16 protein-coding genes are annotated in these 13,967 nt (G+C 36.2%); 5 read left to right on the top strand and 11 right to left on the bottom strand.

What is annotated here, in order from left to right; genetic code table 11:
- Window position 1: 1 nt before the first annotated feature.
- Both mog and J0L69_02625 read left to right on the top strand, forming a co-directional pair.
- Window positions 2-532: a molybdopterin adenylyltransferase gene (mog, locus tag J0L69_02630; protein MBN8692059.1), complete on the top strand. Its 531-nt coding sequence runs from the start codon at window positions 2-4 to the stop codon at window positions 530-532.
- A gap of 51 nt (window positions 533-583) precedes the next feature.
- A complete protein-coding gene (locus J0L69_02625) occupies window positions 584-1,336 on the top strand; it encodes a DUF2490 domain-containing protein (GenBank protein MBN8692058.1) in 753 nt (250 codons plus the stop codon).
- Window positions 1,337-1,339: 3 nt separating this feature from the next.
- On the opposite strand, the gene J0L69_02620 is transcribed toward J0L69_02625, so the two are convergent.
- From J0L69_02620 to ric, 7 genes are all read right to left on the bottom strand, one after another.
- On the bottom strand, window positions 1,340-2,095 hold the full coding sequence (locus tag J0L69_02620; GenBank protein ID MBN8692057.1) for a sulfite exporter TauE/SafE family protein: 756 nt from the start codon (window positions 2,093-2,095) through the stop codon (window positions 1,340-1,342).
- Window positions 2,096-2,206: 111 nt separating this feature from the next.
- The gene (locus J0L69_02615) at window positions 2,207-2,686 is read right to left on the bottom strand and encodes a hypothetical protein (GenBank protein ID MBN8692056.1); all 480 of its coding nucleotides are present in this window, start codon (window positions 2,684-2,686) and stop codon (window positions 2,207-2,209) included.
- A complete protein-coding gene (locus J0L69_02610) occupies window positions 2,664-3,161 on the bottom strand; it encodes a DUF4920 domain-containing protein (protein MBN8692055.1) in 498 nt (165 codons plus the stop codon). Before J0L69_02610 ends, J0L69_02615 begins: the two co-directional genes overlap by 23 nt.
- Window positions 3,162-3,200: 39 nt before the next feature.
- Entirely contained in the window at window positions 3,201-3,524 is a 324-nt protein-coding gene (locus J0L69_02605) for a metal-sulfur cluster assembly factor (protein ID MBN8692054.1), read from the bottom strand.
- On the bottom strand, window positions 3,511-4,815 hold the full coding sequence (locus J0L69_02600) for a hypothetical protein (protein ID MBN8692053.1): 1,305 nt from the start codon (window positions 4,813-4,815) through the stop codon (window positions 3,511-3,513). The genes J0L69_02605 and J0L69_02600 overlap by 14 nt, the downstream gene beginning before the upstream one ends.
- Window positions 4,808-5,623, bottom strand: coding sequence for a DUF2249 domain-containing protein (locus J0L69_02595; GenBank protein MBN8692052.1), 816 nt, complete (start codon window positions 5,621-5,623; stop codon window positions 4,808-4,810). The genes J0L69_02600 and J0L69_02595 overlap by 8 nt, the downstream gene beginning before the upstream one ends.
- Window positions 5,624-5,663: 40 nt before the next feature.
- Window positions 5,664-6,623: an iron-sulfur cluster repair di-iron protein gene (ric, locus tag J0L69_02590; GenBank protein ID MBN8692051.1), complete on the bottom strand. Its 960-nt coding sequence runs from the start codon at window positions 6,621-6,623 to the stop codon at window positions 5,664-5,666.
- A gap of 162 nt (window positions 6,624-6,785) precedes the next feature.
- Between ric and J0L69_02585 the strand changes: the two genes are divergently transcribed.
- Window positions 6,786-7,397: a thioredoxin family protein gene (locus J0L69_02585; protein MBN8692050.1), complete on the top strand. Its 612-nt coding sequence runs from the start codon at window positions 6,786-6,788 to the stop codon at window positions 7,395-7,397.
- On the opposite strand, the gene J0L69_02580 is transcribed toward J0L69_02585, so the two are convergent.
- The 4 genes from J0L69_02580 to J0L69_02565 all read right to left on the bottom strand — a co-directional run bounded on the left by J0L69_02580 (window position 7,394) and on the right by J0L69_02565 (window position 12,360).
- On the bottom strand, window positions 7,394-9,169 hold the full coding sequence (locus J0L69_02580) for a hypothetical protein (GenBank protein MBN8692049.1): 1,776 nt from the start codon (window positions 9,167-9,169) through the stop codon (window positions 7,394-7,396). The genes J0L69_02585 and J0L69_02580 overlap by 4 nt on opposite strands.
- 571 nt (window positions 9,170-9,740) lie before the next feature.
- Window positions 9,741-10,538, bottom strand: coding sequence for an SDR family oxidoreductase (locus tag J0L69_02575; GenBank protein ID MBN8692048.1), 798 nt, complete (start codon window positions 10,536-10,538; stop codon window positions 9,741-9,743).
- 90 nt (window positions 10,539-10,628) lie between these two features.
- Complete coding sequence (locus J0L69_02570; GenBank protein ID MBN8692047.1) at window positions 10,629-11,534, bottom strand: glycosyltransferase family 9 protein; 906 nt, start codon at window positions 11,532-11,534, stop codon at window positions 10,629-10,631.
- A 61-nt stretch (window positions 11,535-11,595) separates the two neighbouring features.
- A complete protein-coding gene (locus tag J0L69_02565; protein ID MBN8692046.1) occupies window positions 11,596-12,360 on the bottom strand; it encodes a glycosyltransferase family 2 protein in 765 nt (254 codons plus the stop codon).
- Window positions 12,361-12,403: 43 nt separating this feature from the next.
- Between J0L69_02565 and J0L69_02560 the strand changes: the two genes are divergently transcribed.
- Both J0L69_02560 and J0L69_02555 read left to right on the top strand, forming a co-directional pair.
- Complete coding sequence (locus tag J0L69_02560; protein ID MBN8692045.1) at window positions 12,404-13,198, top strand: amidohydrolase; 795 nt, start codon at window positions 12,404-12,406, stop codon at window positions 13,196-13,198.
- Window positions 13,199-13,699 (top strand): GNAT family N-acetyltransferase, encoded by a 501-nt coding sequence (locus J0L69_02555; GenBank protein ID MBN8692044.1) that lies wholly within the window; start codon window positions 13,199-13,201, stop codon window positions 13,697-13,699.
- Window positions 13,700-13,967 lie beyond the last annotated feature (268 nt).

The following is a 13,967-nucleotide window of genomic DNA, read 5'->3' as shown; positions in this document are numbered from 1 at the left end:
TATGAAAATGATTAAAATAGGAATAGTTACCGTTTCAGACCGGGCCAGTGCCGGTGTGTATGAAGATCTTTCCGGTAAAGCTATCCAGGAAACATTGCGAAGCTATATTAAAGATGAATGGTTCCCCGTTTATAAACTAATTCCCGACGAGCAAACACTCATTGAACAAACACTCATTGAGCTTGTAGACATAGAAAAGTGTTGTTTAATTGTAACAACAGGAGGCACAGGCCCTGCGTTACGCGATGTAACGCCCGAGGCTACAGAAAAAATATGCGAAAAAATGATGCCCGGCTTTGGTGAACTAATGCGACAAGTAAGCTTACAATATGTGCCAACAGCTATATTATCACGCCAAACTGCTGGCATAAGAGGAAACAGTTTAATTGTTAATCTCCCCGGAAAGCCAAAATCAATTAAAGAATGTTTAGATGCTGTTTTTCCGGCCATTCCTTATTGTATCGATTTACTTAACGGTCCTTACATAACGGCTAATGAAGCAGTAATACAAGTTTTCCGGCCAAAAGCATAGTGAATTCATTGTGTCTTCTTCTGCCAATCGTTCTTCACATTTAAACACAGCGTGAAAATTATTTCAAATAAATCTCTTTCTCTCTCACTCATCAGTATCCTGATTGGTATCTCTATTTCATTTACACTAGTTTCGCAAGAAAAAAAAACCTACTCCGACCAATACTGGCTGCAATATTATGGACAATTACAATTAAACACTAAATGGAGTGTCCCATTTGATGCTGGCATACGAATGAGAAAGGCAATTTCTGAGAAAGCGGCAACACTTGCCAGAATAGCAATACAATATCAGATCAACAAAGTTCTTTCTACAGCCTTAGGCGGCGCTTACTTCTCGCAATATAATAACGACAAAATAGTAAGGGAGGAGTGGCGTGGTTATCAGGAGATTTTGATGAAACAAAATTTCAACAGGTGTTATACTTCACATCGGCTTCGTTTAGAAGAGCGCTATTATTATTCTTTACCAACAAAAACAGACTTCTTCAATTTCAGACTTCGCTACCGATTTTATTTAACAATACCTCTTAATCACACCAACATGTCTGCCAAAACTCTATATATAATTGCAGGAGATGAACTCTTTCTGAACTTCGGCAACACTGTTATTTACAATTACGATCAAAACCGTGCCATTGCAGGATTTGGCTACAAGCCGACTGACAATCTCTTGATTAATCTCACTTATGTATATCAATATACTCAGAAAAATAGCACAGATAGCTTTGAGCATAGCGATCTGTTATGGCTTGGAATTGCACAAACTTTATGTTTTCGAAAAAAAGACAAAACAGAAAATTAATTTCTATTTCAAAGTATCCACAAAAATAAATTTTAATCCAGCAGAGAGTAACACAATAAACAGACAATAAATAATAACTCGGTTGTTGAATTTTTTACTTCCTAAATAGGAACCTAAAAAACCACCACCAATAACAGCTCCTACCCAGTAAAAAATATTTGTATCTACTTTTTGAATCGAGGATAAATGCCCTAACAAACCTGATATAGAATTCAGCAAAATAAATAATGCAGAAATGCCTGAAACATTTTTAACACGCGTCCAGCCAAACATTAAAATAAGCGGTGTTAAAAAAATGCCGCCACCCACTCCAATTATTCCGGAAACAAAACCAATGATAGTTCCAAAAATCGCGCTCATCAACCACAAGTTCTTTACCTCTTTCGTTTCTTCATTGGTCTTTTGCTTTTTGATCAGTAAAAAAAAGGCCGAAACAATTAAAAATATTCCGGCAAACATTTTAAAATAAAACGCGGGCAGGATGATTAATCCACCAACAAAAGAAGCCGGAACTGAAAATACTACGAAAGCCAAGAATATTCTTTTATCAAAATATCCTTGCGAAATAAAACGATAAGAGGCGATGGCTGCTACAATTATATTTAGAACTAATGATGTTGGCTTAATACTCTCAGATGCAAATGACAGTAATGCCATAATTGCCAGATACCCTGAAGCACCGGCATGCCCTATAGAAGAATATAACGCGGCTATTACAAAAAATAAAACAAAGGCCGCTATTATAAAACTTAATGACATAAAGCTTATTAAAATTTCATAGTAAAATTACTGGGTATTCCGCGTTATTCCTAATAAAACATAATGATGTGATATTTATCACGAAATCATCTCACAAAAACTAAATAAATTTTACTCCAATTTCAATTTGCGGATTGTACTGATAGGACCCGGACAGTGTTCCGAATGACAATTCTCACAGGCCTGAACAACTGCATTGTAATTAAGCTTTGCATCCGATGTTTTTGATTTTGATAACTGAGTTAGTGAATTCAGATAAGCTGTTGCAAAACCATCGAACGAAGGTTTTTTTGTCTCTGAATCAGTTGGTGCAGCAGAATGAATCTTTAAAAACACATCAGGAAATTTGGCTGGAACTTTCCCGGCCATTATCATTTCCTTAAAACTTTTTGTGGAGTCGCGCATGGCGCGCATAAGTAAAGCGAGTTCGCTATCACCATTTGGGTTTATCGGTGGTTTCGCACAAGAAATTGAATCCGTTTTCTCGGCCGTCTCGATTTTTGTTTCCTTTTCTCTACTGCAATTTAAAAGTAACAAGCCAACAAAAATCAATGCCCCAATAACCAATTTATTTTTTAATGATAACACCATTTGCTTCAAATGAAATACTAACTTCCGGTTTTGTAATGTTTGCTATTTCTTCCTTTGATTTTCCTGCATCTTCAGCATAATGTTTCAATTCTGCAACCGAAACAATATCATTATAAGCAAAACCCTCTATAATTACAGTTTGTCCCGCCGCATCTTTTGGCACAAAAAAAGCATAATCTTTAAAACGTACTTTCATGCTTTGTTCATTACCTAAGTTAATGTTCATCCAGCAACCCTTCTTTTGACAAACTTCCTCAATAGTTCCTGTTACCTTAACAAATACAGAATCCTTTCCGGCTAACTGAGTGGTCAATTGCTTGGCATCAATAGCTCCTTCGGCGGTTATCGGATCACCATAATAATTATAATCAACTTCAACAGCGTCGGTTGTTGCTGCTTTCGTTTCTTTCGGTCCCTCTCTGCTACATGAAATAAAAGTAAATATTATTACCAGAAAAGTTAAGAGGTGATTCATCAATTTCATTGTTTCAAGGTTTTAATTATTATATATTCATTAAAGCATATTTAGCTCGTGCCTTCCTTGCTCTGTAATTCTGTCCGTAGTCCATGCAGGTTCCCAAGTTAGCTCTACTTGTCTTTTGTGTTGAGGATAGTGAGTCTCTAAAACTTCCTCTATCATCTTAATAATTACATCTCCCATCGGACAACCTTTACTGGAGAGGGTTAGCAGAATTTTAATGCCATTGATTTGAGAAAAACTAATCTCATAAATCAGACCAAGATCTATTATATTAATCCCTAATTCAGGATCTATTACTCCTTTTAATAAGGATAAAATATTTAACTCGGTTTCGTTAGCCTGATTATGTTCGTCCATAACTTATGCTCGTTAAAGTATTAGAAGCCGAAGGATAACAAATTTTTAATACATTGTACATATACAAAAGTGCGACTATAACCAGAAGTATGTTCGCTAATTGTAAAATGAAAGTGTATTCAAAAAGTATTCCGGTTAAAAACAATGGAAAGGCCAACACAAAGAGTGCAAAATGTAATTTTGCCACCGATTCGGAATATAAATCTTTTGGCAATGGCACTTTACTTTTTCCTGCCACACTTCCGTACTTATCCAGCCATACAATAAAAGGGAGTATTTTATAGGTTTGACCAAGAATAAGTAATGATATTACGCCAAAGATTGTTGCTGTTAGATATGCCATGCTGAATTTTATGTTTACTAACTCTCCTTTAAATAAATTGCTGTTGATTATAAATCCCATTAAAAGAGGAATTAGTATAAATACAACTGCAATAAGAGATTGTTTCATGCCTATATCCGGCATCCTTCTCACTCTTATTTTATAAATTTCATATACATAGGTTAAAAAACTAATAATACCAAGTGCAGCTATGCTAAAATAAATAACGCTTCTTTGTAATGTACAGAATACTAAAACATCCGTTAAAAACATAACCAGAGAACTATTTATAAAAAAATAACTAAGCTTTAATTTATTATCAGAAACCCTATGCGATAATAAAAACATAGGCAACAACTTTGAAGCTACACCAAATATTAATAAGATAAACCATCCTGCTATCCCAATGTTTGCATGAACTTTTAATAACGTTAAATGCTCAGTTCTGATAAAAGGATAAACAAAATTTACTGCCATAAATGCGCCTATGACTGCTGTAACAAATAACCAAAATATAGCCGTTGAAATAAAATCAAGAACGATTTCCTTACTATCGCTCTTTTTTATTGTTAAATACACATTTGTAAAAACCAAAATCACTGCAGTTATCAAAAGAGCAGCAGCCACAAGCATAATTACACCCACTCGAAAATTATAAAAACTATACACTAGTATTACAACTCCTAAATTAAATAGGAAAAAAGAGAGTCGTGATAATTTAATGCTGTACAATGGTGATTGTGTTAGTACAGGCAATAATTGATACAGGGCTCCTAAAATAACATTACTTGCCCATCCTAAAACAGCGAGATGTGTTATGGCAAGTAAATTAGGATTGAAATAGTGTAACCGAAAAGACTCCGGTGAAAGGGCCATCAATAAACATAACACAAGAAATGAAAATGCTCCCGCAATAAAATGAGGAATAACAATATTTGCAGGTGGAGCATTTTTTGTTCCGTTAATCATTCTTGTAAATAATTAAATGTACATTGTCTTCGTCCATCTTCTTTAGCTTCCACTGAAAATTTAATGCTGCCAACTCCGGAAACAAAAATTGCGGAACACGCTTATGCTTTACGTAAAGAGCCCGGCCTGATTGCAATTTGCTACACTCTTCCAAAATACTTATCATCGGTTTTGGCATTTCCATTTCACGAACATCAATTGTAATGGTGCAATTTCGATAGCGCGCGGCAGTTTTATCAAAATCCATGTCTTCATGAGTAGTAGCAGATTCTATAGTACTTTGAACCGCATCAGTTTTCATTATCAAAGTAACAATAACATCGTTCTGCTTCTTTACTTCGCAGATGTATCCCTTTTGTCGGAGTAATTTAATCAGGGGAATAGGCTCAAACGAATTAATAAGTTTAAAAACTTGATTTGCTTGAAGTTTATTTACAGAATTGTAAATATCATTAAATGGATCGAGATTAGAGGCGATTTGCGACCGCACATCCATTTCCATTACAGTTTTACTTTCCATTTGTTGCCAAAGACGACGATCTATCTGCCTTTCAGGCGTCTCGGTTTTTTCGTTCGTATTTACTGTAAATCCCAATTGGGCTAGTTTTTGAAAAAAAACATCTACACTTGAATTTCCGATTTTTGCCGCATCAGCTATGGTAACACGCGAAGCCAATATTTTTCGCAAAATGGGATTTCTCAGTTTTTCGAAATGCTTATTTATTGATGCAATCGCATCAATTGCTTTTTCGTTTGCCTTAATTAATTCGCTTATTTTGGTGTTTTCAGTAATTACCATCGCTTCCAATTGTAAAAAATTTTGGCTTGAAACACTTATACCGGTTAAACTATGCCTTGAGCAATTCTTTTTCCAATGCAATTGCCTTCGGAAACAGAATGTTGTTTTCTAAATGAATATGTTGAAATAAATCATCCTGATATTCCTTTAACTTCGCGAATGAAACCCTATAGGTGTTGCAGGCGTTTGAAGGCGGCGCATAATTATTGGTAAGATTTCTGAGCTTCTCTACTATTTCACCCGCTGCATCGTGTTCCAATTCCATCATTGAGATTGGATTTGCAACAGTGCCAAATCCTGCTGCCGCAACTTCCTTACCTTGTCTTTTGGATATTGCAAGATTCTTAATATATGGAAATAAAATATTTTCCTCCTTCATCATATGACAATTAAGTTCGTTCATTAAATCCATAAACAAACTTGCAATTTCTACCAACTCCGGATTTCGCTCACCATGTACTCGCTGTACTTTTTGAGTGTACTCAAAAATAACAGGGTTAGCCTGAATTATATACCGATGATGTGTATTTAATATGTAATCTGCTAAAAAGTCCAATTCCCAACTATCAAAATCTTGCGACGGAAGCGTTTGTGTGTTATTATCTAAGGCTTTTAATTCCTTCTCAAGTTCAACGACATCAACGCCCTTTTCCTGACAGCTCTTTGAGACAGTTTTTTTTCCTCCACAACAAAAATCAATTCCGTATTTTTTAAATATTTCAGCCTTTCTGTAATCATTCTTTACCATCTCGCCAATTGTAGCTTCTTTGTCGTTAGGATTAAATTTTGAGATTTTAACCCTCCAGTAATCAGGTCCTTCCTCTAAATATTCCCATTTGAAAATATTGCCTCTTTCGCCAAGTAATTGATAATACAACGGCTTGGGATCATGATCGTTGTAGATTATCAGACTTTGACCGCCCTCTAGGTCGTCGAATTTGTTAAAAATGGTTGGGTGCTTAAGTTTTGGTTCAATAACTGTAACATCAATAATATCTATAGTTTCCATAGCTTGATTTTTATACAAAGCTACAAGGAAGGCATAGCTTGTTTTATGATTATAATCATATTTAAATATGACATATCATTTACCTCACCAATACACAAAGTGCGATAATTTTATGCTTTTCATCATATTTATTTATTTGTTTGCGTTATTACTTTGCATATCATGTTGAAACTTAAAACAAACACCCGATTCTATTCGTATGACGAATACTATCAACTAACTCAACAGTGTTCTGCTAATCATACAACAACCGGAGACGAGCAATCGGCAAACAGGATTGATGCAACGAAACTGAATGCTCACCGAATGACCCGCATCTACAAGCAAATCAACCTTGAGGAAAAGCTTATAAAACTATTAACGAATAATAAGTCGATTAATTGGGATTGGCTTGTTATCTCGGAAGCTTGGTGTGGCGATAGCGCACAGTGTCTTCCTATTATTCATAAAATTTCGGAGCTTAACGAAGGCATCAACTTGAAAATAATTTTGAGAGATGAAAATGATGAATTGATAAATCAATACTCTACGAATGGCTCTAAATCTATCCCCAAACTCATTTGTACAAATTCTCTAACAAATAGCGAAATTGGTAATTGGGGGCCACGACCAACTGAAATTACTTCAATGGTTAAATCACTTAAGTCACAAAATCCAACTATTTCGCATGATGAATTTGTAAAACAACTTCATTTTTGGTATGCGAAAGATAAAGGACTTTCATTACAGGCAGATTTGTATTCTCTAATTTGCCAATGGATGAACAAATTTTAATTATAAGCCAAAAGTTCGCGCTCTTTATCGTATAAATCAATTAAGAAATTAGTTGGCAATAAGGAGGGCTTGTTAATGTATTCCCAAACCATTTCCTTGTAATACTGAATATTGGTCAGCAATGTAAGTTTATATGCTGTAAATCTTTGCACTAAATCTTTCGTCCCGATATCTTCAATTCTCATGTTCTTGAGATATTTAATATTAAGAGCGATTTCGTTAATAAACATATTCGGTCGAGAAACCTTTTCTAAAAGCGATGTTCTACCATAAATATGATCAATCATCTGCTTAAGCGTAAAGGTTCCCTTAAAGTAGGCTAAATTAGGCCCCGGACAAACAGCAACTCCTTGCGGCCGTTTCCTATCCTCAATTCCATATGTAATAAGTCCGCCAACCGATAATCCCTCACAAAGACACTCCTTCTCAACTACTTTATTAAATTCTCTTTCAAATTCCTCAGGTTTAAGATTCATCGATTTCAGAGATTCGATTTTCTTCGACTGATACTCGCGTGAGGCAACACATATTGGTTTTTCAGTAAATTCAGTATTAAACGCTAAATACTTTTTTACACAAGGACTTCCGGGGCGGTTTTTTGATATCCTCTCCTTAATAGTAGCAACAGATGTACTAAGTTTGAAATTATTAAATTTCACTCCCAAAGGCGAAGCATTACTTAAGTAATAGTCTTCCTCTCTAGAGTTTGATAATAATTCTCTAGTGTTATCATCGACTAAAGTGACCTCCGGTACTAATAAAAACGGACTGCCCCATCCAACTGAATCTACGCCATAATATTTTATTAAAAAATTATGTTCTTGAGAAGTGCCTACGCCGCCCTGAACAGATAATTTAATTTTGTAATTATCGCTCACCGCCTTCTTACCATTTTGTTTCAAGTAATCATTACACATCGCAATTAATTCTGCTCTTAGGGTCTCGCGCTTCAATTTAAATTCTTCCAAAACCGGACCTAATAAGACTCCATCCGATATAAAAGAATGCCCCCCGCAATTTAATCCAGACTCTATTCTAAACTCACTAACAATTAATCCTTTTTTTGCTAAGAACTTCCCCTGAATATATGCCGATCTGTAGTCACTGACTTTAACTATAATTTTCTTTTTAATTTTTCCCTTTTTATCAGGTAAGAAATCTTCAAAAGTAGCGCAATAACTATATAATTTTGGGTTTAATCCGGCTGAAAATACAACAGATGATTCCAAATCGCTGTGCGCATATCCACGTAATGCACTGTGCGCATCTGAATAATATTCAGGTAGTCTTTGCCCTTCTTTATCATACGTAAAATTATCGCATTTAGTCATGATATTAACATCAATACTTCCAGGATTTAGTAAAGCTATAAATTTTGCCTGCAGCTCAAGATTATCAAATTCATCCTTGTTTTCCCTTATTTGCATGTAAAGCTTTTTAATTTCGGAATCATCAGGAAACACATCTACTATTTCTTTAATTGCTTTACTTGTTAATATATCTTCCTCCATTATTTTTTCGAATTCAGATTTAATTAACTTGTTCATCAGATTTAAATATCCGGTAATACGTTTTGCCCTATAATCATCATCATTATTCGTGATTGGGACATAATCGATGTTGTTTTTTTTAGAGTGGTATCCCCGCATTTTTTCAATTAAGGTATCCTCAATAATCGATACTACTGAGTTTATTCCAAACTTGGCTACCTTAAGTGGTGTATCTACCGTGTAGCATAATCCCATGACAGGTATATGAAATGTATGTGACATTTGCGCTTCTTTAATGAATATTCAAAGTAAATTTAATTTCATTCTTAAAAATATGATTAAACGCATAGTTTGGTGTTAAGAGAGGGTAAGGCTTTCTTACACAAAATAGAAAATTAAGAATAGGATTTTAACCGGAAACTCAATCCTTAAGCACAGAAAACACGGAGACTTTTAATGAATAACACTAAACAAGAAATGTATAATGATTAACTAAAGACCCCTGCGGCTTTGCGCCTCTGCGTGAAACTCACCACAGAAAAACAGAGATCACGGAGACTTTCAATGAATAACACTAAACAAGAAATAAGAAATGTATAACTAAAGTATCTGCGAAAATTCGCGCTATCTGCGGGAAACTCCTGACAGGAAATAAGATTAGGTAGGCGTGAATACTTAACACTAAACAAGAAATGAATAATGATTAGCAAACGACCCTCTGCGGCTTTGAACCTCTGCGTGAAACTCACCACAGAGAAACGGGATCACGGAGACTTTTAATCAATAACACTAAACAAGAAATAAGAAATGTATAACTGAAGTATCTGTGAAAATCCAAGCTATCTGCGGGAAATCAATACGGACTTTGCTTACGAATAATTTTTCCAAACCATTTAGGGAAGAAACGTTTAATTTTAACAGCCAATAATTCCTTACCGCCAATTAAAATTTCTTCGTCTTGATTGATGATGCCTTTAATGATTTGTTGAGCACATGTTTCCGCACTCATGGCATTCTCATGACTCTCGTCCATTTGTCCGTGTTGTTTGCCGCCATCACTTACCGCATTCAAAGAAACATTCGTCTTAACTTTACCCGGACAAACCATCAAGGTTTTTATCCCGAGCTTTTCAGTCTCTAAGCGTAAACTTTCAAAATAACCGTGTAAAGCATGTTTGGCGGCTGAATAAGAAGAGCGCAAATAAAATCCGAACTTCCCGGCAATACTGCTTATCACAACAATGTGGCCGTTTTTTTGTCGCTTCATATAAGGCAATACAGCCTTTGTAATATTCACGTGCGCGAAATAATTAACTTCCATTAATTCGCGTTCTGTTTTTTCATCGGTAACAATGGCTTCTGAACGTTGACTGTATCCGCCATTATTAATTAAAATATCGATACGTCCGAATTTATTCATGATTTGCGCAGCTAAGGCAGATGCATTGGAAGTATCCTTCAAGTCAAACGGCAAAACCATGATGTCTAAATCCGGCAGTTTGGTTTCTTTTGCCACGCGCTTTAATTCATCTTCACGGCGCGCGGAAAGAATAAGTCGCGCTTCACGCTTGGCGAACTCCAAAGCCAAAGCCTCTCCAATACCGGAGGAAGCACCGGTTATCCAAATCACTTTATCTTTAAATACACTCATTTTTGTTTTTCCGTCATTGCGAAAGAGGGCTGCGCCCGACTGAAGCAATCTATTATCAGGATTGCTTCGCTATCGCTCGCAATGACGATTTTATTTATTAAGTAAATCTACAACTTGTTTTGCTTTTATTTCACGTATACAATGACAATCGTTGTTCTTACGGCAATCACTGCATTCTTTATTCAATACTAAATAACTCGCTTTTTCGCCAACAGGCATCCATCTTCCGGGATGTATAGGTCGCATTGGTGCAAATAAACCTATTGCTTTTTTCCCTAATGCAGAGGCAATGTGTAACGGACCTGTACTTGCGGCCACCAAAGCATCGGCATGATTGATGAAGCTGATAAATTGCTTTAAACTTAATTGACCGGTTAAATCTATTATGTCTTTATGTTTTTCTAAGAGTGGTTTAACTAATTGCCCCTCTTCTTTCGTTCCGCTGATGAAAATTTTAAATTTATTTTTATCTAAAGCATCGATTAAAGTTGAAAAATTTTCCAGGCCCCACTCTCTTGCGCTTCCTTTCGAATTAGGATGCAGAATCACATTCATTTTGGTTGAATCAATCAGGTTTTTCCACTCTTCATCCAAAGCTAAGACTTTTGTAAAACCGTAATAATCTTTTACAGCCTCCAACTTTAATTCGATTGGAATTCCTAAAAATTTCAATAGTTGTAAATTAAGTTGCGACTCGTGTAAGAGAGAATTTTTTCTCGATAATGAAATTAATTTATTGCACGTCATCCAATGGTATAAACGGTTGGTAGTACCAACCCGCAATTTAATTCCATTTTGCTTAGCTTGTTGTGCTATTTCCTTTACCGGGAAAACATGAATGATGCAATCGGCCTTTAAATTTTTTCTTGCTTCCACATCATCCCAACTTACAAACTCATCCACAAACTGCGATAATGCTACTACATCGCGCGTGTAGTTTCTTCCTAAGAAAATAATTTTACAATGAGGAAAATACTTTTTAATGTAGCCGGCCATTGGCAGTGTGAGTACCACATCACCAATACTGTCGGTACGACTTATTATGAGTGAAAAATTATCAGGCAGCTTTTGCACGGTATAATTCTCTTAATTTTTTATATTTTAAATACGTGGCGTATGCCGAAATTTTTGAAATTAAATACCCGGCCTTTCCGTCCAAAAATCCTAAATGCAAAATATAATGATCGATAAATTTCGCGATGGGATTCACCAGTAATTTATAAATTGGCGCTTTCTTTCCCGCTTCGAAAAATGCTTTAGACGCAATGGTGGTGAAATACTCTACTTGTTTATAGTGATCTTCTACGCTATAATAACTGTAATGTAAAATATCGCCTTTTAAATGGCCGGTATTCTTATCACCGTCTTTCATTTCATATTTATCATGCGGATTTATTCCGGTCCACGCACCTTTACGGCTATCCCACAATCGCAATTTTTTATCCGGATACCAATTACAATGTTTTACCCAATGTCCGCAATAATTTGTTAAGCGGTTCATATAATAACCATCCTTGCTCCAGTTATTTTTTACCTCGAGAATGGATTTTTTAAGCGTATCATCCAAGGCTTCATCCGCATCTAGGGATAAAACATGCGGGAATTTTGCATAGGTGATGGCTCTGTTTTTTTGCTGGATGTGCCCATCAAATTTATGCTGATAAAAACTCACGCCTTTACTTTCACAGATTTCCTTGGTTTTATCAGTACTGAATGAATCAAGCACCACAATTTCATCCGCCACCTCTTTCACCGAATCCAGACAACGGGCAATGTTTTTTTCTTCGTTAAAAGTTATGATAACAACCGAAATTTGTGGCATGTTGTAAAGGTAAGAATATAATACAATTTCTTACATTTGTTTTATGCAGGTAACACTCATTCAAACCTCACTTTTTTGGGAAGACCGCGAAAAAAACCTCGCGCACTTCGATAATCTACTTCTTTCAGTGAAAGAAAAAACGGATTTGATTGTATTGCCCGAAATGTTTACCACCGGATTTACTATGAATCCCTCAAAACTTTCCGAACCTGCATCCGGACCAACACTCGCCTGGTTGCAACAAAAGGCGCAAGAAAAAAACGCTGTTATAACAGGAAGTGTCGCTGTTGAAGAGAAGGGGAATTATTTTAATCGTTTATTTTGGGTTCAGCCTAACGGCACATTCAGCTTTTACAACAAACGTCATTTATTCCGAATGGCAGGTGAAGACAAACATTACTCGGCAGGAGAAAATAAAATCATTCAAACCATTGGAGAATTTAATATTTGTCCGCTTGTTTGCTACGATTTGCGTTTCCCTGTATGGAGCAGAAATACTTTCACAAAAAATAACGGTTCTTATACCGCGGCTTATGATGTTTTAATCTACGTGGCCAATTGGCCTGAGGTCCGCTCTTATCCATGGAAGCAATTACTTATTGCGCGCGCTATCGAAAATCAATGTTTTGTGATTGGTGTTAACCGTATTGGCGCGGATGGTAATAATATCGCACACAGCGGCGACAGCATGGTGATTAATCCACGCGGTGAAATCATCAGCAAAACCAAAGCCAATGAAGAAAGCATCGAAACGGTAACCTTAGATTACAATTACCTCTCTGAATTCAGAAAAGTATTTCCTGTAGGCTTAGATGCCGATGATTTTAAGCTGTTATAAATGAAAATCGTTCTTGAAACAGAAAGGCTATACTTACGTGAATTTACTCCTGAAGACGCGCAATTATTAGTGGATTTAAACAGTAATCCCAATGTTACACGCTATACCGGTGACGGACCCGTCAACTTAGCAGAAGCACAAAAAATTATTTTGGACGTTATACTTCCTCAATATAAAAACAAGCTCGGAAGATGGGCTGTGCATTTAAAATCCAACCATGAGTTTATTGGTTGGTGCGGACTCAAACACATACTTGAAGTAGATGAAATTGATTTAGGCTATCGCTTCTTTGAGTCTCACTGGGGAAAAGCCTATGCCACCGAATCTGCACTCGCTTGCTTCAATTACGGCATTCAGAAATTAGGATTAAAGACAATTGTAGGTCGCGCCGCCATTGAGAATATTGCTTCCCGTAAAGTTTTAGAAAAAACAGGCATGAGCTACATTGGTGATGATATTGAACACGGCAACAAAATCGCGAAGTATAGATTTTCTGTATAACCCCCTCCCGCTTCGCGGACTCCCCCTTAGCAGGGGGAGAGGCTGTCCGTTTTTGATTGAGCAGAAACTGCCATTAAGGAAAATTGATACTAGAAAAGTTTGAACCTAGCACGAAAGAATTCTCCCCTGCCAAGGGGAGATGTCGCGCAGCGACAGAGGGGTTTTAACTCAAATAACAAGGAAATAACAGAGCGTTTTTCTTCATTTCCCCCCCTTGTCATTCCCTCTAAAAAGCTATCTTTGTATACTCTATAAAACAGCACTTTTT

This window comes from Bacteroidota bacterium (genome assembly GCA_017303905.1).
In the GTDB taxonomy this organism is placed as follows: domain Bacteria; phylum Bacteroidota; class Bacteroidia; order B-17B0; family Aurantibacillaceae; genus JAHEYG01.
This window is presented reverse-complemented; position numbering and strand designations above follow the sequence as displayed.

Excerpts from the sequence above, each read along its gene's own strand:
- mog (MBN8692059.1), top strand. The coding sequence starts at position 2 with ATGAAAATGATTAAAATAGGAATAGTTACCGTTTCAGACCGGGCCAGT.
- J0L69_02620 (MBN8692057.1), bottom strand. The coding sequence starts at position 2,095 with ATGTCATTAAGTTTTATAATAGCGGCCTTTGTTTTATTTTTTGTAATA.
- J0L69_02615 (MBN8692056.1), bottom strand. The coding sequence starts at position 2,686 with ATGGTGTTATCATTAAAAAATAAATTGGTTATTGGGGCATTGATTTTT.
- J0L69_02610 (MBN8692055.1), bottom strand. The coding sequence starts at position 3,161 with ATGAATCACCTCTTAACTTTTCTGGTAATAATATTTACTTTTATTTCA.
- J0L69_02605 (MBN8692054.1), bottom strand. The coding sequence starts at position 3,524 with ATGGACGAACATAATCAGGCTAACGAAACCGAGTTAAATATTTTATCC.
- J0L69_02600 (MBN8692053.1), bottom strand. The coding sequence starts at position 4,815 with ATGATTAACGGAACAAAAAATGCTCCACCTGCAAATATTGTTATTCCT.
- ric (MBN8692051.1), bottom strand. The coding sequence starts at position 6,623 with ATGGAAACTATAGATATTATTGATGTTACAGTTATTGAACCAAAACTT.
- J0L69_02585 (MBN8692050.1), top strand. The coding sequence starts at position 6,786 with ATGTTGAAACTTAAAACAAACACCCGATTCTATTCGTATGACGAATAC.
- J0L69_02580 (MBN8692049.1), bottom strand. The coding sequence starts at position 9,169 with ATGTCACATACATTTCATATACCTGTCATGGGATTATGCTACACGGTA.
- J0L69_02575 (MBN8692048.1), bottom strand. The coding sequence starts at position 10,538 with ATGAGTGTATTTAAAGATAAAGTGATTTGGATAACCGGTGCTTCCTCC.
- J0L69_02570 (MBN8692047.1), bottom strand. The coding sequence starts at position 11,534 with ATGGCCGGCTACATTAAAAAGTATTTTCCTCATTGTAAAATTATTTTC.
- J0L69_02565 (MBN8692046.1), bottom strand. The coding sequence starts at position 12,360 with ATGCCACAAATTTCGGTTGTTATCATAACTTTTAACGAAGAAAAAAAC.
- J0L69_02560 (MBN8692045.1), top strand. The coding sequence starts at position 12,404 with ATGCAGGTAACACTCATTCAAACCTCACTTTTTTGGGAAGACCGCGAA.
- J0L69_02555 (MBN8692044.1), top strand. The coding sequence starts at position 13,199 with ATGAAAATCGTTCTTGAAACAGAAAGGCTATACTTACGTGAATTTACT.